Origin of the sequence: Paenibacillus sp. NPDC058174, from assembly GCF_042883865.1 — a bacterium.
Lineage (GTDB): Bacteria > Bacillota > Bacilli > Paenibacillales > Paenibacillaceae > Pristimantibacillus.
The window spans coordinates 206,832-229,325 of the sequence record NZ_JBHVUY010000003.1 but is presented as its reverse complement, the minus strand read 5'-3'; the positions used below and the strand labels follow the sequence as shown (position 1 = coordinate 229,325).

Below are 22,494 nucleotides of genomic sequence, written 5' to 3'. Positions count from 1 at the left end.
AGAATGTAACCTTGCATCGCCGGATTGTCATCACAATCAAACGACCCTCTCGCGGCTGTCGCCTACAATTAACCTATACAAACGACATAAAGGAGAGGATTTATAATGAACGAAAACAAAAAAGGAATTCGCCGCAGATATCGCATTTTAGCTGCCGTACTGGCGCTTAGTATTACAGGGGAAGCCTATGCGCAAATTCTGCCTTCCTCCTATGCTCACGCTTCCGGGAATCAGCCTGCAGCCGGCACAGTCGCCGCCGTTAAAGCTGCTCTAACGAATGGACCGCAAGATGCCAAAGAGCTTGAAGCTTTCCTTGATTCTTTTTTCACACAGGATGCGGTCAAACAAAAAGCAGGAGCAGTAGCGATATCCGTCGTTCGTGACGGCAAAGTGCTTGTCTCCAAAGGCTATGGCGTTGCCGATCAGACGTCCAAAGCTCCGGTAGACGACAGCCAGACGATCTTCCGGGTGGCCTCTGTCTCCAAAGTATTCACGGTAGCGGCCGCTATGCAGCTCGTTGAACAAGGGAAAATTTCACTTCAGGACAACGTGGAGAAGTATTTAGACGGCTATAAAATAAAGAACCCGTTCGGGAAGCCCGTCACCGTCGAGCAGCTGCTCACCCATACAACAGGCTTTGAATCGACACAGCCTTCCGATGCCAGCTATGTGTTTGATCCTTCCGTTAATCCTGTCTCGTTGAAGGACAGCATTTTCGATGCATTCCCGTCGGTCATTCGTGAGCCTGGCTCGTCCTATATGTACGATAACTTTGCAACGAGGCTGCTCGGCTACATTATTCAGCAAGTAAGCGGAGAGTCCTTCGGCAGCTATATCGAGGAGCATATTACGAAGCCGCTTGGCATGACCTCCAGCAGCTTCACGCTGAAGACAGATCTGGCTGAACGGATGGCAACCTCCTATGATCCAGGGAATAATGCTATACCGTCCTATGACCTGTCGCCACGCGAATGGCCGGAGGGGAGCATGATTTCCACAGCCTCCGATATGGCGCTGTTTATGAAAGCTTTCTTGAACGGCGGGCGATCCGCTGACGGCAAGGTGATCCTGTCGCCGGAATCCGTGAAAGCTATGTCTACCTATCATGTATCTATCCATCCTGAATTTCCGGACATGACCTATGGCTTTGAATCGCCAATTGAACCGTCCCAAACGCACAGTGAACAAGTCATCTCCAAGGGCGGCGATATTATCGGCTTCAGTTCACTCTTATGGATGCTTCCGGACCGCAAAACCGGCGTCTTCCTCACCTATAACGCCAATTCAGATCTTCGGAATGATCTGTTCACCGCATTCATGGATCATTACTATGACAATGGCAAGAAGCCTTATGAGCAAGCAGGCTTTAAGCCGCAGTCCAAGGCAGAGCTCGCTAAGTTTGAAGGGCTGTACTCCGATTTACGGGTGAAGTTTCTGACGAAGGTTGAAGCAACAGGCGACGGCACTCTGACGGTCAGCGATGTGAGCAGCCGCAATCAGCTGAAGCAGGTCGGCGAGCTGTTGTTCGTGGACGAGGCTGGCAAGCCGCTGGCCTTCAAGAAGGATACCAACGGCCGCATCACTGACCTTAAGTACTTGAACCTATTCAGCTACGCGGTCAAATTGCAAGAGGTTCAAGGCAGCTACCCGGATATCGCAGCTGACCATCCTTATGCCTCTTACATTTCCGCGCTGAAATCGCTCGCCATCTTGAAGGATGATCCGGCCAAACCGTTTGAGCCGCAGAAATCCATCACGCGCGGAGCCTTCGTCCACGCTTTCAACGCATTATGGGGAATCCAGCCGTCTGCGAACCCGTCCTCGTTCACTGACATTGACAATTCGGAGTACCGCGGAGACATTCAAGCGGCTCACGAGTCTGGCTTGCTAATGGGTATGGGAGACGGCTTGTTCGAGCCGGAGCGGCCGATCCGCCGTGAAGAGGCAGCTCTTGTTGCCTTCCGTTTGCTGGCGGGCAATGAGATCCGGTTGCCGGTTACCACTGCTATATTGGTGCCTGGAACTTCGGATTGGGCAGTGGAGGCTGTTAGCTCGGCTGTAAGCTGGAAGCTTCATGGACCGGAAGTAACCCAATCGAACGGCAAGGTCGATTTTGGCTCGCAACGGGATTTGAACAAGCAGGAGCTGGCCGCTTTCTTATTCACTATGCTGCTGCCCGCTGAATAGGATGAATGAGAAGAGGGGGAAGCTGCGGTTGCGGCTTCCTTCTTTTATTTTGAAAATAATACCTTCAATCTTATAATGAAAGTAGATGAAATGGCAGCCGAGAGGAGGAGCTTGACGCTAATGGATATGAACATTTTTATTATCGAGGACGATGCCGCCATATTCCGCTCCTTGAAGGAGCGATTGGAACAGTGGTCCTTTCATGTCTCCGGACCGGACCGGTTTGATGATGTGATGACTGCATTCATAGCCGCACAACCCCAATTAGTCATTATCGATATCCAGCTTCCGATGTACGACGGCTTTCACTGGTGCCGCGAAATTCGCGCCGTCTCAAAGGTGCCGATTCTGTTCCTGTCCTCACGCGATCATCCGATGGATATGGTGATGGCGATGAACATGGGAGCGGATGACTACATTCAGAAGCCGTTCCATATGGACGTGCTGATGGCCCGGATTCAAGCGATCCTGCGCAGAGCTTATGCATACGGAGACGAAGCGGCTGAGCTCGTCGAATGGAATGGCGCCATCCTCGATATGAACCGCGGTCTGATCCGCAAGGACGGACAAGAGGTCATGCTGACGAAAAATGAATTTTACATACTCGTTGTGCTCGTTAAAGCGAAGGATACCGTCATCTCACGCCATGATTTAATTAGCAAGCTGTGGGATGATGAGCGCTTCGTCAATGACAATACGCTGACAGCGAACATTACCCGGCTGCGCCAGAAGCTGACGGCCATCCATTTGGAGGAAGCGATCGTCACGAAAAAAGGGCTTGGCTACATGGCTGCTACGCTATAAGGGGGAAAATAACTTGCTGCTCCGTTATCTAGCCGACCGAATCAGCTGGATTCTATACTTTCTGCTTTCCTTGTTATTCGTCAACCTGCTGATCTGGCTCGACAACGGCATCGCCGTCCGGGCAGAATCGGTGCTTTATTTGAACGCGCTGCTATTGCTGTCCATGATCGTCTTCCTTGGCTGGCGTTATCGTATCGAATCGAACTATTCACGTTCACTTGCCAATCTGGCCGAGGACATTGCAGAGGATTGGATAGATGCGCTGCCACCCGCCCGCTTCCATCATGAAGCGGCTGCTCATCAGCTGCTGCTGGCTGCAGGGGAGCTGCACCGGCAAAAGCTGTCGGAGAGCCGTGCTGCGCAAACGGTGGAGCAAGAGAACGTAGCCGCCTGGGTGCATGAGGTAAAGGCACCGCTTACTGCGATGAAATTAACGATTGACGCCAATAGAAGCAACCCGGTTATTCGCAAAATCGAATCGGAATGGCTGCGGATTCATCTGCTGATCGACCAGCAGCTGTACATTTCGCGATTGCCGTCGCTGGAGGCGGATTTTGTGCTGGAGAAAGCGGGCATTCAGCAGCTTGTCTCGCTGGAGGTGCGCGAGATGGCCTCCTGGTGCATGGAGAAAAATATAGCCGTCGAGTTTGACGGAGACGAGACTTATGTGTCAACAGACCGCAAGTGGTGCCGTTTCGTCATCCGGCAATTGCTGACCAATGCGATCAAGTACAGCCCAGAGGGCGCGGTCATTCTATTGACGACGTCCGTCTCGCCTGACGGTTACGTCCGGATTACGATGAAAGACGAAGGGCCGGGCATTGCCGACCATGACCTGCCGCGTATTTTCGATAAAGGCTTTACCGGCGACAACGGCAGGCTGCAAAATGCAGCGACTGGACTCGGGCTTTATCTAGCCCAGACGATAGGCCGAAAAATCGGCATACATCTGGCCGTGAGGTCCAAGCTGCATGAAGGAACGGAGATGGATATGATGTTCACCGTGCCAAACAGGTTCGAGGAAGTTCAGGTCTAATCATTGCGTCTATGACAATAATGTCACCTTAGATCTCCCGCTTGTCATCTATTGCGAGCGACGGGCATGATCGAATTCTTTAAACTGAGGATAGATTAGAGCGGGAGGCTAAATAGATGAATACAAACGATATGCAAATAACGGTGCTGCATGCACAGCAAGTCCGTAAATCATACGGCTATAGAGGCAATGTCCAGCAGGTGCTGAAGGGTATCGATCTGCGCGTGATGGAAGGCGAATTTGTCGGCATCATGGGTCCCTCCGGATCAGGAAAGTCGACCTTGATCAACGTGCTGGCAACGATCGATAAAGCGACAGAAGGAAAAATCATCGTCGAGAATTCGGATATCTCGGCCATGAAGAACGCCCAGCTTGCGGTCTTCCGGCGGAACCGGCTTGGCTTCATCTTTCAGGATTACAATCTGCTGGACACATTGACGGTCAAAGAGAACGTCATGCTTCCTGTCTCGCTCGGCAAGTCGGGCCGGGCAACCGTGGAAACCGATTTTCAGCAGATCGCCTCACAGCTTGGCATCTTGGAAATTGCTCATAAGTATCCGCATGAAATTTCCGGCGGCCAGCGGCAGCGGACATCCGCAGCGCGGGCATTGATCCATAAGCCTGCTATCATTTTTGCGGACGAGCCGACAGGCGCTCTGGACTCGAAAGCAGCCTCCTCGCTGCTTGGCATGATGGAAGAAATGAATCAGCGGCAGCGCGTTACAATCATGATGGTGACGCATGATCCGGTCGCCTCCAGCTATTGCAGCCGCGTCGTATTTCTGAAGGATGGCATGCTGTATTCCGAGCTGTACCGCGGCAGCAAAACGCGCCAGGCTTTCTTCAAGGACATCATGAATGTACAGGCTGTGCTCGGGGGTGACAGCGTTGACGTTGTTTGAGTTAGCCATCCGGAGCATGCGCAAAAACATGAAGCAATACTATCTGTACTTCTTCGCTCTGATGATGAGCGCAACCCTGTACTTCGTGTTCGCCGCCTTGCAGAATGATGCAGCCATCTTGACGGCAACCTTCGGCGATGTCCAATTTGCCTCACTGTTCAAGGCTTCCGGATTTCTGCTGCTGGGTATCGCTGCTATCTTCATGCTGTATGCGAACAGCATTTTCCTAAAGCGCCGCAGCAAAGAAATCGGTCTTTATCAGCTGATAGGCCTAACGCAAAATAAAGTATCGCTGCTGCTCATTATCGAGAATATGCTGCTCGGATTAGGCGCACTATTAATAGGGATTGGCGCCGGTGCGCTGATGTCGCGGCTATTCCTGCTTATTCTGATGAAGCTGATCGGCATCCAAGGCGTAATTACACTTAATTTCTCGTCCGAGGCGGCCGTTCAAACCGCTTATGTATTCGCTGCATTAATCGGGCTTACCATTATTCAAATGCTGTTCAAGGTATACCGGACAACGCTGCTTGATCTGTTCAAGGCTGAACGGCAAAGCGATCACCCCAAACAGCCTAATCAGGTTCTGTCTGCTGTAATCGGGCTTATCGGCATCGCGTTAATCGCGACTGGCTACACGGTCGCCGGCAAGCTGTCCGGGGCTCAGCTGCCTATGCAAATTTTGATCATACTCGTCAGCACCATTCTTGGAACCTATTTGCTGTTCCGCGTTACGATCGGCTGGCTGTTCTACCGGTACAGACGGGGCAAGAATGGTCAACTGGGATTGACCAACAGCTTGTCGCTGGCTCCGATTATGCACCGGCTGAAGGCGAATGCGAATTCGCTCACTCTTATTACCATCCTGTCTGCCATGACGCTGACGATGGTTGCCATTGCTTATTCACTGTACTATTCCTCGGAGACGGAAGCCCGGGCTATGCTGCCGTACGACTTCACCCTCGAGGATAACAGGCAAGAGGCGGCCGCCTTCCGTACTGAACTGGAAAAGGCGGGAATTGGCTTTAACCAAGTAAACATTGAAGCGGTCGGTCTGAAAGGCACTTTCGGCAATGAAGCAAATGGGAAAAGCCGAAGCGTCCTGCTGCTTCCTGCCGAAAAGCTTCAGAAGGACGGTATCGACATTGCCGTGCCGCAGCCAGGCACCGCGGTATGGTACAAAGGACAGCGGAATGCATTGGAGCAAGAGACGGATACGGCTGCTTTTCCTCTGATGGTCTCGTCGGAGGACAGCAAGCTCCAGCTCGACATTCAAGTAGCGAAAACCGTGGATCGTTACGCAATGAACTACAGCTTGAGCGGGCGTCAGCTGGTCGTGTCAGCGGCGACGCTGCAATCGATTCGCGAGCAGTTATCCTTGCAAGGAGAGCAAACGATTGTCGATATTGATGCGTATCATATTATGGCTAAGAGCGATTACGAAGCGGCTTCGGCCTTGTATGCCAAGCATGTAAAAGCCGAGGCGTCTATGCCTGACTACTATTCGTATTCCAAAGATTCGCTCCAGAAGTTCGGACTGATTATTTTCACAGCGGGCTTTCTTGGCCTTATTTTCTTAATCGCAACCGGCAGTATTCTCTACTTCAAACAGATGACAGAAGCGGAGCAGGAGAGAAAAAGCTATACGATTCTTCGTCAGCTTGGATTTGGCGAGCGTGAAATCATGGGCGGAATTCTCCGTAAACAGCTGTTCGTGTTCGCGATTCCGCTGGCGATCGGCATTGTTCATTCGATCTTTGCCATCAAGACCGCCTCTGCGCTGACGCTGTCCGACATTACGTTCCCGGCTGCTGTCGCCATGGCCGTCTACACGCTTGTATACTTCCTGTTTGCCGCTCTTACCGTAGGGTATTACCGCCGGATTGTGGCGGCTGCTTTATAGAAGTACGACAACTATATGCGAAAGGGCCTCAAGCCCCTCGTTGCAGAGGAATTTGAGGTCCTTTTTAGAACAATCAACATTTATTGCAGACTTGTGGCAGCCTCGATTAACCGTTCCTTCGTCATGCTGGCGGAATCGGACTCTACATGATAGACGATCGTTTGATCTTCCCTTTCTTCAATCCACATAATACTTTGAAATACGTTGCTGTCCCCGTACAAAGACTGGTCGTTTTTCGTATAATGCGCTTTCTGCCCGTTCAAATCAAGCTGAACATATTCCGTATCAGGCGAACTGATTCCTTCCAGCTTTATAGAGGAGCCCTTTAAAACTCCCCAGCTGATATAGATCGCTTCGCCGTTTGCATTACGATAGACGGAGGTGTAGTAAGATTGCGGAATATCAACAGGAGGAGCCGTTAAGCGCCATAGAGGCCGGTTGCCTTCCCCCTTCTTGTTCTCCGTTTTCATCTCGTTCTGCAGCTCAATCGCATCTAGCCCCATCATGAAATGAAAGGGACTGTTCAAGGTTCCCGCCTGGAATGGGTACGTTCCTCCGAGCAAGGAATCGGGCAGCGGTTCTCCTATTCCGCTCTCCTCCAATGCTTGCTTCCACTGCTGTCTGTCCGTCATATAGGCCGGATTTGTCACACCGAGCGGCGGCAGTTCGCCGTTAAACTGTGCGGCAACTTCCGGAAGATAGACGACTGCCGTTTCCCCTGGCGCAAGCTGGCTCTGTACCTCCTTGAGTGAAGCTCTTGCCTTCTGCAGCGTTTCCTGATTGAGACTGAACGCCTCGTTCGTTTGCATGTGAATCGAATAACGGCCTTGCGAATCCGAGAACAGAAACTTGTTGCCGGCGTAAGCGAATCCGCTGAGGATTGCAACCACTACAACGATAATAGCCACTTTTGACAGGTTCCATCTTCTCTTCATGAACGAATCTCCCCTTTTTCCCCTCATCATCCGTCCGTATTCCGCCATGATACGGGCGTCCAGCGAAGGAGGACATTCGAGTGCAGATTCGTTGTGCTTGAAGGCTTCGGCCAACTGCCGCTCAATAGACATAGCCATTCCTCTCCTTCCTGCCGTGCTTCTCCTCGTATCGACGGCGCAATTGCTTCAGAGCATGATGATGTCTCGATTTTACTGTGCCTAGCGGTATGTTCAGTATGCCCGCGATTTCTTCAAGTGAACAATCCTGATAATACCGAAGAACAACGATTTCCTTCGCTTTGTAAGGCAGCGTTCTTAGAAGCGGCAGCAGCTCCATGCGGTCGCCAACTGCAGACAGCCTGGCCTCCGACTCCAAGTCGAGCGATTCAGCTTTCGACCCGCGCAGCTTCTCCTCAATTCGGAACAGCCTCCACCCTTTTCTTTTCCAATTTCTAACTTGTCTTACGATCAAACCATTAAACCATGCTGTAAAAGGGTGCTCCGGCCGGTACTTGTCCGCGCTTCTCAGCAACTCGATGTATACTTCGCTCATGATGTCTCCAACATCTTGCTTGCGTGGAGAGAGATAATAAATCAATCCATAGGCATGATTGCGCGTCGCTTCGTAAACCGTCCGAAAAGCCTCCTCGTCGCCCTGGCTCATCCGGATAAGCCATGGACTCCAATTCATATCCTTCATAGGACCGGCCTCCATTCAGGTGTTACATGAGCTATTGGCTCGTTTGCTGAAAAAGGTTCAATTCAGCGCATTTGTAATTTGTTATTCATCAACCGTTCATTTTTGATTCCTACTATTAGATATAGAAACAAGGGAGGGATTCACGATGTATCTGGCACTGAGGGAAATTCGATTCGCCAAAACCCGATATGTAATGATCGTCATGATCATGCTGCTGATTTCGTTCTTGGTCTTGTTTGTGACCGGCTTGGCCAAAGGACTGGCATACGCAAATGCTTCATCTGTTAAGAACATGGCGGCAAGCCATTTTATTCTGCAAAAAGATTCGGATCACCGTTTTGGACGCTCACAGATAACGGAAGAAGCTCTCACGACTGCGCGTACAGTTGTAGGCGATGATAAGGCGACTACGCTAAATCTCCGTATGGCGACGGTAACGGAAAAGGGCCTCAGCCTCAAATCCGACGTGACATTGTTCGCGATGGATATGGCAAGCTGGCTTGCCCCGCCAACGGTTGAAGGGCAGACCATCACGAATGATACACAAGACCAAGTGCTCGTGGACCGCAAGCTTAAAGAGGCTGGAATTAAAGTCGGCAGCGTTCTCGTAGATCAAATGACTGGTGCGAGCTGGACAGTAAGCGGATTCGTCGCCAACGAATCTTACAGCCATACGCCAAGCGTATTTATGAATGAGAAGGATTGGCTGCAACTGCAGTCCTTTACCCCTGTGAAGGGGCAGAACGCCTCGGACAAATCGTATAATGCGATCGCCTTAAAAGCAACCGGAGAGCAGCTGGCGCAGTTGCGTACTGAACTGGCGGACACCGATATCATTTCCAAGTCGGATACCGTATCCGCCGTACCGGGCTATAAAGAAGAGCAAGGCTCGCTTCTGATGATGATTGCTTTTCTGTATGTCATATCCGCCATGGTGCTTGCCGTCTTCTTCTTCGTCATTACGATACAGAAAACGAGCCAATTCGGTATTTTGAAGGCGATCGGTGCAAAAACAGGCTATCTGGCGCGTAATGTCGTCGGTCAAGTATTGCTGCTCTCGATCGGCAGCTTAGCGGTTAGTCTTGGACTTATCCGTGTCGTATACAGCGTGCTGCCGGCATCCATGCCATTCCAGCTGGATTCTTCGACCGTACTGCTCTCTTGCTCCTTGTTTATCGTGACGGCTGTTCTAGGATCCTTGCTATCCGTGTACAAGGTTTCGCGAACTGATGCATTAGACGCTATAGGGAGGACTGCAGCATGAAGCCCATGTTAAAAATAGATGAAGTTACACGTACATTTCACGACGGGGATTCTGAAATAACGGTGCTGAATAACCTGTCCCTTCAGGTAGACGCAGGTGAGCTGGTAGCCGTAATGGGCCCATCCGGCTCAGGCAAGAGCACGTTTCTCTCCATAGCCGGGGCTTTGCTGACCCCCACCAGCGGAGAGGTGGCCATCGATGGCTTATCTTTAGCAGGGATGGGAAGCCAAGAGCTTGCGGAGCTGCGTCTGAAGCGGATCGGGTTTATTTTTCAAAGCGCGAACCTGATCCCTTATCTGAAGGTTGGAGAACAGCTGCTGTTCGTTGCCCAGCTGGCGGGGATGAGCTCGGGCGAAGCGGCCAAGCGCGCATCTGCATTATTGGATCGCATGGGACTCAAGCATCGACAAAACTACTACCCGGACAAATTATCCGGCGGCGAAAAACAACGTGTAGCTATTGCTCGAGCGTGGATGAACAGCCCTTCCGTCTTATTCGCCGATGAGCCTACGGCTAGCCTCGATGCGGAACGCGGACAGGATGTCGTCCGGATGATTGCCGAGGAAGTCAAAGCGGAAGGCAAGGCCGCTGTCATGGTCACCCACGACGAGCGGGTGCTGCCGCTGTGCGACCGTGTATTGTATTTGAAGAATGGCGCTTTGGTGGAAGCGTGATTGCTGTTAGTGGCGGGCGCTTCTGATGGATAGACTGATGTAACCCTGATATTAGCCCTCTCCTATGTGAGGGGCTTTTTGCTTTTCGGGGCCTCAGGAATGTACGGCAAGAAATTTCGCTATTACGTCGAATATTTCTCTATTTCCTCGCTGTATGCGTTGAAAAAGTAACTTTACGACTGTTTCTTCACATCAGCGGAAATTCATTTCCGTATTGCGAAAAAACTTCACTTATTGGGGCAAATCGCACCCAATTCGCTCTAATCAAACTAGAATTAAAGAAATTAAGTTAGTTAACTAAGAAAAAAGTTGCGTTAGCGGTTGGATGGTGCATGAGCGGAGGTAGCGGATACGTGAATGAATGTGGCACTAACCGCAAGAAAAAGGAGCCGGTGACCGGCTCCTTTTCCAATATAGCGGCCAATCGGCCGCCCTTATTTGATGATCGGCTCAACCTTGCCGCTCAGATAATATAAAGCCTCAAAGGATTGCGAAGCGGAGCGGATGGCACCAGCTGCCCAGTGAGAAGTCGGTACATCGGACCAAGCCGGCCCTCCCTCCGCAAGTTGCGGACGGCCTAATACACGGTTCAGAACCGTGACGACTTCGGCGCGCGTTACGCTCCGGCCCGGACGGAAACTGCCGTCTTCATAACCGGTTACCCAGCCCTCCCGCTCAGCGGCGGCAATCTCAGCAGAAGCCCAATGGGACGCTGCGTCTGAGAAGCTGGCATGTCCGGTCGCTTGCACTGCGCACCACCGTACGAGGACAGCAGCTAGCTCCGCACGTGTCAACGATTCACCCGGATGGAACAAGCCGTCCGGACTGCCCTTCATCCAGCCGGCAGCTGCCGCATAAGCGATAGCTTCTGCCGCCCAGTGCGTTTGCGGCACGTCACCGAATGCTACAGCATTGCCGCTGGCAGAACCGTTGCCTTGTGACGGAGACAGCTTCATAAGAAGCGCCGCGAGCTCTGCACGCGTGACTGCCCGCGCAGGGGCAAAGCTGCCGTTGGCGTAGCCTTTAATATAACTTTCATACGCAACCGTCACAGGCTCGGCCTGAATTACTGCAGCACGGCCTGGAGCGCCGGAAGCGACTGCAATGCCTATTGCATTACCTTGCGCATCATAACGGAGCGTGCCAGGCAAAACCGACTTCGAGTCACTGCCATTTTCCAAATAGACGGCAACCTTGTGCAGCGCTGCAGCATCTAGTCCTTTCGGCAACGGAAGAACCAGCACATGGCCGGCATCAGTCCCCTTGGCTTCCGCTGCGTTTGATGTAAACGCGATTGATGTGCCAACGGACTTCGGCTTTAAATGATGAGAAGCAGAAGCTATTGCCCCGCTAAGAAGCTGCTCTATATCTGCAGGCTGACGAAGTGCCTTCAACTGCACAACCAAGTCACCGCCCCCAGGAACGGAGATACCGGCTGGCATTTCATATACAGCTGCTCCGATATCGAAAACAACCCCAATACCGCGTTCCTTCAGCTGCGTCAATGTCTTTGACGACAACGTAAGTTCAGCCCCGGAAATTTGTGAAGCAGACTCCCCGCTGCGCACAATGCTCAGCACATTTTTCCCGCTTGCTTCCGCAAGAGCTGCTATTGCCGCTGCATCGTTCAGCTTCAAGTTATAATAAACGGTGCCATCCGAGCTGCTTTTGCTAGTTTCATTCAATCCTGCGACCACTTTGCCGTTCAATTTTGCGACAAAGGCATTATTTTGTACCGTTCCGCTTCCAGTTCCAGCCCCAGTCTCAGATCCGGAGGACGCTGGTCTTTCACGCGTTACTTCAATGGTATATGTCCGCTGCGCGGAAGCAAGCTCAGCAGTTACGACGATATGAATGGTATTAACGCCGCTGTTGAGCGTCACCGAAGCTGAAGCGCCTGCAGCAAGCGGCTGGCCGTTTACAGCAACTGCTGCGCTCCCGTCAACCGTCCCGGCTGTTAGCGTGATCGATTCCACTTTGCTGTCGACGCGCAGCGTATAATGCAGCTGCTCTGGACTATAGGCCGGTGAAATGGACAGCTCTTGACCTGCGTTTGATACGGCAAGCGCTGCGAGCGCTGTGTTCGTACTCCGGATATTGTTAATCTCGATCGTTTCGATCGATTCGTTGCCAGCAAGATCACGAGCGTAGACGGTGTACGTTCCGTTAGCCGGTGCATCAAATTGCTTGCCTTGCGTAATATCTTCACTTAACCCTTCATAGAAAAATTCAACTGGCAGCTCTCCCGCTGCCCACCGAATCACTGCAATTCTATTGCCGGCACCCACAGCAGATGCCTCCACCGATACGGCGGCTTTATTGCCGACTGGCCCGGTCGTCTCAGGACTTAACAGCAGCGTCGGCTTGTCACGCATAATGTTTGTCACGCTGATCTGCCGGATGGTTTCGTTGCGGGCATTGTCGAAAGCAATGACCGTGTACGTCCCGTTCGACTCTGCTATAAACGATCCGTTCTGCACTTCGCGGGAAGGCCAAGGCATGTCCGGCAGCGGTTCCACTGCAGACCAGCGAATATCCTCCAATCCGCTGTCCGCATCCGCGGCATCCACTGTAATCGTCACATTTCCATTGGTTGGTGCCGTTACATCGGGTGTCAGCGTCAGTGTCGGCGCGGTACGGTCAATATTGGCGATGTCAATGAAGGATACGGTCTCGTTGCCGGCTGCATCCCGCGCATAAACCGAATATCGGCCATTCTCATCGCCTTCAAATTCATAGTAGGCAACAATATCTTCACCGCCGCCGTCTGCGAAGTAGGCCGTATCCTGCTCCCCCTTGGACCAGCGGAGTTCAACGAGTTCATTGCCCTCGTCCTCTCCCTCAATCTGCACTTCAACTTCGATTATGACCGTGTCATTCGTTGGTCGAAGGGGAACGGGGGTGAGCGTAATTTCAGGTGCTTGTCTGAACAGATTCGACACCGTTATCGTCTTCAGCGTATGATTGCCGGCTGCATCTTCCACATAAACGGAGTATAGGCCGTTTGCAGCAGCTGGAAAATGATCCGCGAACGTATTCCCGCTGCCCCCTTGGAAGTAGGCTGCATCCTGCAAGCCTGCAGCCCATAGCTGCTTGGCGATGGGGGACTCATCCACTGCCGAAACCGTGATTTCAATATCGGCATTTGCAGGTGCAGTAGTATTGGCCGTAAGTGAAACAACCGGTGCGTTCCGGTCTATGCTGGAGACGGTTACGGGAAGCAGAGCTTCATTGCCCGCCCGATCGCGGGCATATACCGTGTACGACCCGTTAGCGCTCGCAATAAAGCTGTCTGTGAACGCGGCTCCTTGCGTCGCAAAGTAAGCTGCCGTCTGTGTTCCTGCTGCCCATTTCGTCAGCTCCACACCGCTGGCCGGATCGCTTGCAGCAACCTGCACGGTTACATCCTGACGGGTCGGGCCAACGGGCGCCGAATAATAAGACAAGACAGGAGCGGTATTGTCCAATACGACGGTTGAACTATCCGTAGTAGCCGTAACAATTGGTCCTGGAGCCCCTTCTTCCGTATATATGGATGCAAACACAGACAGCGTTCCATCTGCAATAGCGCCAGACAAATCCAGGCTCGCACTCCAGTTGGTGCCGCTTCCCGTTACAGTCAGTGCTGTACCGGCAATTTTCAATACAGGAGCTTCAATTGGAATATCGGTTTGCAGCGCAACCGTCACCCGGTTTCCGCTCTTCGCATAGACGGGATTGCCGCTATTGGAAGAAACAATAAACGACTGTACCGATGGAACCGTTCGTTCGAGCGTATAGTCCCAAAACGTATGGTTTATCGTTTGATGCCAGCCATCATTAAAGGAAGCAAGCGCTGCCCACAATGCGTTAGGCGGAATATCCAGAGCATTCGATACAGTCTGAACATCGGTGCCGTTTATGGAATAACGGAAGACCGGATCTTTTATAGGGATAGCTGATGTTACCGTTTCAACTTGAAAAGAAGAAATGGTTGCCCACGCGGCGGTTGGCGGAATGGTGAGCGGATCATTCGTTTGGGCAACTAGACCGAAATTACTGTACGTATACACTTTATTCCAACTCAGGTGGTTCCAAGCGCCATCATAATAGTTGGAAGGTGTCACCCAATCGGCCTCTGCTGGCGGAGAAGCGCTTTGCTGCACGCTACCGCCATCGCTGAACGTATACTGTGTAGCCCAACTAGAATAGACGGCATTGGCATGGATTTGGTAGTTTGTCAGCATTTGTCCTTCAAAGCTTGTGGCACTGGCGGCGCTAACAGGAACAACAAGAACTGCCCCGGCAAATGCTCCAACAATCGGGAGAAGCAGGACCATTGCTGCCAGTGTAGAGAAAATGCTTCTTTTTTTCATTAGAATATTCCTTTCCTAAAAAAGATCATGGATTTCGTCTGCTGTATCGATTTCCGCCTGCTTGCGCCACTACTCCCCCCAAATCAACATAGGGATCAGACCGATAACGATTAGAGCAACAGGCAAAATATTCATTAGTACCGCCCTCCGGTAATAGCGCTTACGGTACAACAGCCAGGAGACTGCAATCATGATGACAGTGACATATGGATAGCTCTGCAAACTGTAGTAGAAAATAAGCACCGGCGGAAACCGTTCAGCGTTCGGATCGTCAAACAGCATGACAGAAAACATAGAAACGATATACCAGAGCGGAATCGTCAACATATACAGACTTTGTATGACAATAGTCGCAATAAGCGCAAAGCGCCTTCCCCGGAAAGAGGTATCGTGCCCCGCCGTCATTCTTTAAAACCCTCCCTCTCAATGACTTCCAATATCTAAGATTAAGGCGCAGAACCGTTAAAATCTATTACCCCTTTGGGGTATTTTCGCTAGTTTCGACCCTCTGCCATCCCTAAATATACGCAAAAAGAGGTATGGAGCAGAGGGCGGCGCTTCTTTAATATAGGAAGTCAAACGAGGGACAGCATGGCATGATCTTATAAGCCGTGTCTTGCAAAATCTCTAGTAAATCGACAATTTACAGAGCGTACCTCTGACGATAGACTAATATAAGAGGAATAATTAACCTTATCCATTTCATATTAAATATTGATTCTAGCAGTAGCTTTGGACAGCAAAGGATCCCCTTCTCTAATAGGAGGCGAACTGGCTGCCAGAATCCTTTCCCTACCTAGATTGCTTGAAGGACGTGCTATAGATGTCGAATGCCGGCAATTCTATTTCCCTTATCAAATTGGAACAATCGAGTAATGCCTCCTATGTTTTGCTGAGTGATCTGTTACTCACACAACCTGCTATACTGCCAGACCAGTTTCTGTCACTTGCTCGCGCCATTTCATCTGCGCTTGACGCAAACAGCAAACTAGGTTTTCCGCTTCCTGATTTACGTCCCAATACGATTGCTATTGCGGCAGACGGCGAAGCCCAGCTGCTGCAGCCTGAACGCCGCGAACCGCTTAGTGAAGCGAGCTGGCCGTACTGCTCCCCGGAACGTACCGGGCGGATGAGGCGGCAGGAGGACGAACGCAGCGCCCTGTACTCATTAGGTATTATTTTCTATGAAATGCTGGCGGGAGATCTGCCTTTTGCAGCGGATGATCCGCTGGACTGGATGTATATGCATCTGGCGCAAAATCCGCCTACCCTGCGCAGTCGTCTTCCTGAGCTTCCGGAGGCGCTAGATCAGCTTGTTCTAAAGCTGCTGGACAAAAACCCAGACAACCGATTCAGCTCGGCTAGAAGCCTGATGGCAGCTATTGAAATCTGTGAGCAAGGGAGTCCCGCCCAGCATGGAGCTCCAGGCTTTTACGGCCGAGAATCCGAAGCTGCTCAGCTTGAGCAAGCTTTCCGTTCCGTCTGTCTCGGCTCAACCGAGGCCATATATGTATGTGGAGAAGCTGGTATCGGCAAAACAAGACTCATTGAGGAAACGTTCCGCGACGGTCAGCTTGCAGATTCTTACTATTTTATTTCCGGCAAATTCGAGCAGTTTGCAGCAGGCGTTCCTTATGAGCCGATTGTCAAAGCGTTCCGGGGCCTCATTCGCCGATTACTCGGTGAACCGGAAGCTTTCGTCGAGGCCTGGCGTAGCAGGTTAACCCAGTCACTTGGAAATGTAGCCGGTGTGATTGCAGCCCTTATTCCCGAGGCCCGTCTTCTGCTTGAGACGGAGACGGGAAGTGAAGAAGAATTGCCTGCTTCTGAGGCACGCAAGCGTTTCATTTATGCCTTCCGCCGATTTGCACAAGTACTTGCGGACAAAGAGCATCCTCTGGTGCTGTTTATTGACGACTTGCAATGGGCGGATACCTCCTCCCTGCAGCTTCTCGATGCATTAATCCGCGACCCGGAATGCCAATACCTGCTACTGGTCGGAGCCTACCGCCCTGAGCTTCATGCCTCTTTAACCCTCCCGGGTTTGAACGATAAGGGAAGCGATTCCGAGCAAATTACCGTCAAACACATCCAGCTTGCTTCGCTGCCGATGGCCACGTTAAACCGGCTGGCAGCAGCTACGCTTGGCGAAGATGAGGAACAGACGCAATCGCTGAGCGCAGCAATTGCCACAAGGACAGAGGGCAATCCGTTTCACTTCAAGCAGCTGCTGCTCAGGCTCCGCGACGAACGGCGATTACAGCTTCAGCCTGACAAAAAAATATGGCAATGGCAGCTTGATACCCTCTCTGATGATGATGCGGAATTTGATGTAGGCGGCCTTCTGGAGTATCGTCTAGGTTTGCTTCCGCAGGCTGCCGTCAAATTTGCAGAAGCGGCATCCTGTATCGGCAGCACCTTTACTCCCGGGCTTGCCGCTCAAGGATGCGGGCTCACGCATGATGATGGCCAGGAGGCCTGGCGTTCACTGGAAGGGGAGGGACTGATTGCAGCCTTGCCTGACGGAAATTCCCGCTTCGTCCATGACAGCATTCAAAAACTAATTTATAGCCGCATTGATGAAACAAGGCGCTCGCAGCTCCATTTGGCAATTGGACACTCCCTTTCCGCTCAAAGTACGGGTGAGGATGGAGGCAAGCAGCTATTCGAGCAGACGCAGCATATGAACCGCGGTGCAGGGCTGCTGCAAGGCGATGAAGAGAGGCTATTGTTGGCAGAATTGAATGTAAAGGCCGGCAATCGCGCCTTGGCCTCTTCGGCTTACGATGCGGCACTCGGCTATTTTAGCCACGGCAGCTCGCTTCTGGAGGAGAGGCACTGGAGCAGCCGTTTTGAATTATGCTTTGAGCTGCATGCCCGCTTGGCGGAATGTACCTATTTGTGCGGACAGGCGGAAAAATCACTGCAGCTAATCGAGAGCCTGCTGCTACGTGCACGCAACCCGATTGAGCGCAGCCGCATTCGAATGATCCGCATCATGCATTTGATTAATCAAGGCAAATACGCCGAAGGAACGGCGCTCGGACTGGAAAGCTTGGCTGAATTAGGTATCCGTCTCTCTTCCAATCCAGGGCCGCTGCGGCTTCTTGCAGAGAAGTGGAAAACAAACTGGCTGCTGTCTCGCTCACACGAGCGGCTGCATTTGCTGCCAGAGATGACCGACCCGCAGCTGACTGCAGCTTTAGATCAAATCTCTGCTATTTTGCCATCCACCTTTTTTACGGATAAAAAAATCTTCTTTCTGCTAACAAGCCAGGCGCTAAGATTGTCGCTGCGCGGCGGCCAATCACCGCTTGCCTCAGTCGTCTTCTCCGCTTACGGCATGCTTGCCGAAACCGCCTGGCGCGGTCACAAACAAGCCCGCATGCTTAGCGGTCTAGGGATTCGTCTAGCAGAAAGCACTGGCATGGCATCGGCTAGCAGCATGGCACTTACGATGCACAGCTCTGTCATTAGCAGCTTTGCCGGAGACGCTCGTGAAGCCGACCGCTACTTGCCGCTGGCTATGCGCCACGGTATGAACGCCGGCAATTATATTTTTGCCAGCTATGCGATGGGCGGACATGTTAATTCCCTGTATACACGCAGCTCTCTCAGTGAACTGGAACGCATAATTGCCGAGTACATGACGGTGCTGGATACGACGAAGGACGAGTTCGTACAGCAAAACTTCTATTTGTACCTGCAGTGGATAGCAGCATTGCAGGGAAGAACGGAGTCACCTGTGTCCTTTAACGACGGGCGGTTTTCAGAGGACGTGTTTCTGGCCCGTATCGGACAAGAGGAAACGGCTGCCACGTCACTTTATCAGTACAGCACGTACAAGGTGCAATTGCTCTGCTTGGAAGGAGATTATGAGGAAGCTGCGGCTTGGAGCGTCAAAGCTGCGCCGTACGAGCCCTATGCAACCCATTTGCCGCATATGCCGGAATGCTGTTTCTATGAAGCACTCGCTTTAATCCGCTCATGTACGGAGAAAGGACTGAACCCGCCGCGATGCAAAGCTGCCCGTATCCAAAAGCTGCTGCTGCGTTTTCGCAAATTTGCTGACGGCAGTCAAATCAACTTCCGTGCGCGCTGTACGCTGCTGCATGCTGCTTATGCCGAGGCCCAAGGACGACACAAAGAAGCAGAACAACTGTATGACACGGCAATTCGAGAAGCTTTCGAATACGGTGATTTGCGCGCCAAAGCACTTGGAGGCGAGCTTGCGGGACGGTTTTACGAGCGCAGCGGGCGAACGGCTGCAGCCCGTCATTATGACCGGTTAGCACTGGAAGGCTATACGGAATGGGAGCTGCCCCGCAAAATAATGGAGCTCACAGGCCGGTTAAGCGGGCAGCAGAATGAGAATGAGATCTGGCCCAGAACAGACAGTCCGCGAGATGCAGAACAAGCACACGACGAAACAGCAGCTGGTGCTGAAGGGCAAGATCGGGCTAATGCTGCTCTGGATGCTGCTGAATTGGCTGCCATTCTGCGCGCGACCCGTGTTATCACTGGACGCAACAGTGCTGACGCTATGCTTGCCGAGCTGCTGACAATTATAATGACGTACGCTGGCGCAGGCACTGGCGCATTACTGGCAGCAGATGAAGGCGATTTGCGCATTCAAGTCTATGCCGAGCCTAACGAACCCGCTGCAGCAATTGATCGCGAGCTTCAAGGCAGCATGCTGCTGCCAGAGGGGATTGTCCGCTATGTTTATCGCACGCAAGAAACGGCCGCCTACAACGGGGAGCCGGACAGCTGGATTACCCGCAACCCTTACGTAGCAATGAATTGCCCGCAATCCATGCTTTGTTTGCCGGTCAAAATTCACGGTACCCTGCTAGGCGTATTGTATCTGGAGAACCGCCATGCGGCCGGCGTGCTTGATGCCGCACAAACCGGCGTGCTGCTCGCAATGGCCTCCCAAGCGCTGATGATGATCGTGCTGCGCCAGCCCTTAGAAGAAGAGACTTCCACCGTAGACAATGAGGAGGAAGAAGTGCCTTCAGAGCAAACCGAGTCGCTGGAGGAGCCGCTAACAGAACGTGAGTTGGAGGTGCTGGCGCTGCTGGCCGCAGGTCTCTCCAATAAAGAAATAGCCGAACGGCTTGTCATTGCGGTCGGTACAGTCAAAGTTCACGTGAAGCATATATTCGCCAAGCTGAAGGTAAACCGGCGCACCAAAGCCATTATGCAGGCCAAGGAGCTAAAGCTGCTCCAGTAGCATCTGGAGGCTGAGATTTCGGGTACTATCGCCGAGGTTGCAATCGGTGTGCCGCTGATTGAACGGGCTTGGTGTCACTTTTGCGCAGTTACGCTCGGCTTTGTTCCGTAAGGAGCAGCCGAGGAAGGCAAATTAAGAGGCAAGACAACTGCTATTAACGCTAACGACGAGCGTGTCTTGCCTTAATAGTTATTATTAGCCCCCTAATGAGTGGGGCTTTTTGGTTTGTTGGGCTTCGAGAGGTGCTTGGTAAAAAAATTCGCTATTACGTCGAATATTTCTCTATTTGATCGCCGTATTCATTGAAAAAGTAACTTTAGGGCGGTTTCTTCACAACAGCGGAATTTCATTTCCGTATTGAGAAAAAAGGGCGCTTACTGGGGCAAAACGCCCCAATATCACCCTATCCAGCTCAAAATTAAAGAAATATAGTTAGTTAGCTGCGAAAAAAGGTACGTTAGCCGGTAAGCGGCAAATGAGAGGCTCGAGCGGAGTGCGGTAGGTAAGAAATTTCGCTATTACGTCGAACATTTCTCTATTTGATCGCCATATGCATCGAAAAAGTAACTTTATAGCCATTTCTTCACAACAGCGGAATTTCAGTTCCTTATTGAGAAAAAAGGGCGCTTATTGGGGCAAAACGCCCCAATATCACCCTATCCAGATCAAAATTAAAGAAATATAGCTAGTTAGCTGCGAAAAAAGTTGCGTTAGCGGGTAGGCGGTACATGAGAGGCTCGAGCCGAGTGCGGTAGGTAAGTAAATTCGCTATTACGTCGAACATTTCTCTATTTGTTCGCTGTATTCATTGAAAAAGTAACTTTACGGCCATTTCTTCACAACTGCGGAAATTCATTTCCTTATTGAGAAAAAGGGCGCTTATTGGGGCAAAACGCCCCCAATTACTCCAACGAACCATCGCTTTCACAGCGCCGTATCCCGGCAGCTGACCTCCCTTTCATACTTTCGCCGCATCAGTTGCCGGTACTCTGTCGGCTGCATATCCATGACATCCCGGAATGCCCGCGTGAAGCTTTTATAGCTTTCATAGCCGACCATGGCTGCTACGTCGACAATTTTATGTTCCGTCTCGGCCAGCAGCCGCCGGGCTTTATCAAGACGCACGTCGCGCAAATATTCGGCGAAGCCTTTGCCGACGTTTTTCTTGAATATGTTGGAGAAATAAGCATAATTCAGCGACACATGATTGGAGACCATCGCGAGATCCAGCGGCTTGTGGTAGCTCTCGTGTATGAAGCGGATCGCCTCGTTCAAGTCCTGTGTGTTGCGATAGCTGCAATTGTAATCATAGTAGAACTGGTTAAGCCGGAGCAGCTGCTGTTGCAGCGCCTGAATATAATCGCGAATGCTCGGATAGTCGAACAGATTGCGCAAGCATTCCATATCCAGCGCCACTTCGCCCATATAGGGGCGGATCACGCGCTCGTACTCCTCCAGCAATTGAACGGTGGCCCCAATGAGCTGCTGCGTATAGCGAATATGGTAGCGCTGCAGAACATCCTTATGGAATATCGCAGAGATGCCTTGCGCAATATTGCCGCTGTTTTTGGTGCCGATCAGTTGGAACAGCGCATAAAGCTCCTCATAGGGAAGCTGCCATTGCTGCTGCAGCCGTTCCATGTGCACAGGCAGGATGCAGCGCTTGTCTGGAAAAATATAGCTATGACGGTATAACTCCATTACCTGCGTATAGCTCCCCGGAAGCTCCTTCAACCCTTGCTGGGGACCCGTCATCGCGATGACGGCATCAAGCTGCTCCGCCTGCAGTGCAGCGGACAGTGCACCCGTGTCTACAGAAGCGTCAACCGCGAGAATCAGATGCGGGCCATGCTGCAGCGTTAAATAACCCTTGCTGCCATATACGCGGTAAGCAATAGCTTCCATACTATGGCTGCTGCTTGCCCCTGGCTGGTTAATCCACAGCTGCTCCCGCAGCAGGCACAGGCGATAGCTGCGCCACAGTTCCGGATGGTGCTGCTCGGTCTGGCAGATCCACTCCGCCTCATTCGCCGCCCCCTGCATAAACATGCACAGCTCTTTGCGGTCTGTCTCCTGAGCCCGGCGGGTCATATGCTTCATGCTGAGCGAAAGCTCCTGACGCGCTTGTATCTCCTGGCATATATGCTCTACTGAAGCCTGCAGATCGTCCCGCTTCACAGGCTTGAGCAAATAGCCTTTTGCCCCCAGCCCAATCGCTTTCTGAGCGTAAGCAAAATCGCTATACCCGCTAATAATGAGATAATCCGCCCCAATACGCTCCTCCTTGGTTCGCGCCATAAGTGCCAGCCCATCCATCTCCGGCATCCGAATGTCGGTAATGACCAGTTGAATGTCATACTGCCGCAATAGCTGCAGCGCCTCCGCCCCGTTGGCGGCTACGTAAATGGCATCAGGCTTCACAGGGAACTGGCTCACCATAGCCTGCAGACCGTCGCGTATATGCTTTTGGTCGTCCACAATCAGAATGTTGATCATGC

General features: G+C 51.8%; 13 protein-coding genes. 8 read left to right on the top strand and 5 right to left on the bottom strand.

Annotated elements, in window-relative coordinates:
• Window positions 1–105 precede the first annotated feature (105 nt).
• The 5 genes from ACFVVF_RS17185 (at window position 106) to ACFVVF_RS17165 (ending at window position 6,832) form a co-directional block, all read left to right on the top strand.
• Window positions 106–2,187, top strand: coding sequence for a serine hydrolase domain-containing protein (locus ACFVVF_RS17185; RefSeq protein ID WP_387812041.1), 2,082 nt, complete (start codon window positions 106–108; stop codon window positions 2,185–2,187).
• A gap of 120 nt (window positions 2,188–2,307) precedes the next feature.
• Complete coding sequence (locus tag ACFVVF_RS17180) at window positions 2,308–2,991, top strand: response regulator (RefSeq protein ID WP_483875031.1); 684 nt, start codon at window positions 2,308–2,310, stop codon at window positions 2,989–2,991.
• Between the two features lie 13 nt (window positions 2,992–3,004).
• A complete protein-coding gene (locus ACFVVF_RS17175) occupies window positions 3,005–4,027 on the top strand; it encodes a sensor histidine kinase (RefSeq protein WP_387812039.1) in 1,023 nt (340 codons plus the stop codon).
• Between the two features lie 116 nt (window positions 4,028–4,143).
• Entirely contained in the window at window positions 4,144–4,929 is a 786-nt protein-coding gene (locus ACFVVF_RS17170) for an ABC transporter ATP-binding protein (protein ID WP_387812036.1), read from the top strand.
• A 28-nt stretch (window positions 4,930–4,957) separates the two neighbouring features.
• Window positions 4,958–6,832: an ABC transporter permease gene (locus ACFVVF_RS17165; RefSeq protein ID WP_387812033.1), complete on the top strand. Its 1,875-nt coding sequence runs from the start codon at window positions 4,958–4,960 to the stop codon at window positions 6,830–6,832.
• 80 nt (window positions 6,833–6,912) lie between these two features.
• Here ACFVVF_RS17165 and ACFVVF_RS17160 read toward each other — a convergent pair whose 3' ends face one another.
• Together ACFVVF_RS17160 and ACFVVF_RS17155 are read right to left on the bottom strand one after the other, a co-directional pair.
• Window positions 6,913–7,899 carry a hypothetical protein gene (locus ACFVVF_RS17160; protein ID WP_387812031.1) on the bottom strand — a complete coding sequence of 329 codons (987 nt, stop codon included), beginning with the start codon at window positions 7,897–7,899 and terminating at the stop codon, window positions 6,913–6,915.
• On the bottom strand, window positions 7,889–8,467 hold the full coding sequence (locus ACFVVF_RS17155) for a sigma-70 family RNA polymerase sigma factor (RefSeq protein WP_387812028.1): 579 nt from the start codon (window positions 8,465–8,467) through the stop codon (window positions 7,889–7,891). Before ACFVVF_RS17155 ends, ACFVVF_RS17160 begins: the two co-directional genes overlap by 11 nt.
• Window positions 8,468–8,612: 145 nt before the next feature.
• Between ACFVVF_RS17155 and ACFVVF_RS17150 the strand changes: the two genes are divergently transcribed.
• Both ACFVVF_RS17150 and ACFVVF_RS17145 read left to right on the top strand, forming a co-directional pair.
• Window positions 8,613–9,731 (top strand): ABC transporter permease, encoded by a 1,119-nt coding sequence (locus ACFVVF_RS17150; RefSeq protein WP_387812025.1) that lies wholly within the window; start codon window positions 8,613–8,615, stop codon window positions 9,729–9,731.
• Window positions 9,728–10,405, top strand: a complete 678-nt coding sequence (locus ACFVVF_RS17145; protein WP_387812022.1) for an ABC transporter ATP-binding protein — start codon at window positions 9,728–9,730, stop codon at window positions 10,403–10,405. Before ACFVVF_RS17150 ends, ACFVVF_RS17145 begins: the two co-directional genes overlap by 4 nt.
• A gap of 434 nt (window positions 10,406–10,839) precedes the next feature.
• Here the strand turns inward: ACFVVF_RS17145 and ACFVVF_RS17140 are convergent, their stop codons facing one another.
• Both ACFVVF_RS17140 and ACFVVF_RS17135 read right to left on the bottom strand, forming a co-directional pair.
• A complete protein-coding gene (locus ACFVVF_RS17140; protein WP_387812019.1) occupies window positions 10,840–14,760 on the bottom strand; it encodes an S-layer homology domain-containing protein in 3,921 nt (1,306 codons plus the stop codon).
• A 69-nt stretch (window positions 14,761–14,829) separates the two neighbouring features.
• Window positions 14,830–15,165 (bottom strand): hypothetical protein, encoded by a 336-nt coding sequence (locus ACFVVF_RS17135; protein ID WP_387812017.1) that lies wholly within the window; start codon window positions 15,163–15,165, stop codon window positions 14,830–14,832.
• Between the two features lie 454 nt (window positions 15,166–15,619).
• On the opposite strand from ACFVVF_RS17135, the gene ACFVVF_RS17130 reads away from it, so the two are divergent.
• The gene (locus tag ACFVVF_RS17130) at window positions 15,620–19,996 is read left to right on the top strand and encodes a helix-turn-helix transcriptional regulator (RefSeq protein WP_387812014.1); all 4,377 of its coding nucleotides are present in this window, start codon (window positions 15,620–15,622) and stop codon (window positions 19,994–19,996) included.
• Window positions 19,997–20,920: 924 nt separating this feature from the next.
• On the opposite strand, the gene ACFVVF_RS17125 is transcribed toward ACFVVF_RS17130, so the two are convergent.
• Window positions 20,921–22,492, bottom strand: coding sequence for a response regulator (locus ACFVVF_RS17125; protein WP_387812012.1), 1,572 nt, complete (start codon window positions 22,490–22,492; stop codon window positions 20,921–20,923).
• Window positions 22,493–22,494: the final 2 nt, after the last annotated feature.

What these genes read in the sequence shown, in the direction of transcription:
- ACFVVF_RS17185 (WP_387812041.1), top strand. Translation starts at nt 106, where the DNA reads ATGAACGAAAACAAAAAAGGAATTCGCCGCAGATATCGCATTTTAGCT.
- ACFVVF_RS17180 (WP_483875031.1), top strand. Translation starts at nt 2,308, where the DNA reads ATGGATATGAACATTTTTATTATCGAGGACGATGCCGCCATATTCCGC.
- ACFVVF_RS17170 (WP_387812036.1), top strand. Translation starts at nt 4,144, where the DNA reads ATGAATACAAACGATATGCAAATAACGGTGCTGCATGCACAGCAAGTC.
- ACFVVF_RS17165 (WP_387812033.1), top strand. Translation starts at nt 4,958, where the DNA reads ATGAAGCAATACTATCTGTACTTCTTCGCTCTGATGATGAGCGCAACC.
- ACFVVF_RS17160 (WP_387812031.1), bottom strand. Translation starts at nt 7,899, where the DNA reads ATGTCTATTGAGCGGCAGTTGGCCGAAGCCTTCAAGCACAACGAATCT.
- ACFVVF_RS17155 (WP_387812028.1), bottom strand. Translation starts at nt 8,467, where the DNA reads ATGAAGGATATGAATTGGAGTCCATGGCTTATCCGGATGAGCCAGGGC.
- ACFVVF_RS17150 (WP_387812025.1), top strand. Translation starts at nt 8,613, where the DNA reads ATGTATCTGGCACTGAGGGAAATTCGATTCGCCAAAACCCGATATGTA.
- ACFVVF_RS17145 (WP_387812022.1), top strand. Translation starts at nt 9,728, where the DNA reads ATGAAGCCCATGTTAAAAATAGATGAAGTTACACGTACATTTCACGAC.
- ACFVVF_RS17140 (WP_387812019.1), bottom strand. Translation starts at nt 14,760, where the DNA reads ATGAAAAAAAGAAGCATTTTCTCTACACTGGCAGCAATGGTCCTGCTT.
- ACFVVF_RS17135 (WP_387812017.1), bottom strand. Translation starts at nt 15,165, where the DNA reads ATGACGGCGGGGCACGATACCTCTTTCCGGGGAAGGCGCTTTGCGCTT.
- ACFVVF_RS17125 (WP_387812012.1), bottom strand. Translation starts at nt 22,492, where the DNA reads ATGATCAACATTCTGATTGTGGACGACCAAAAGCATATACGCGACGGT.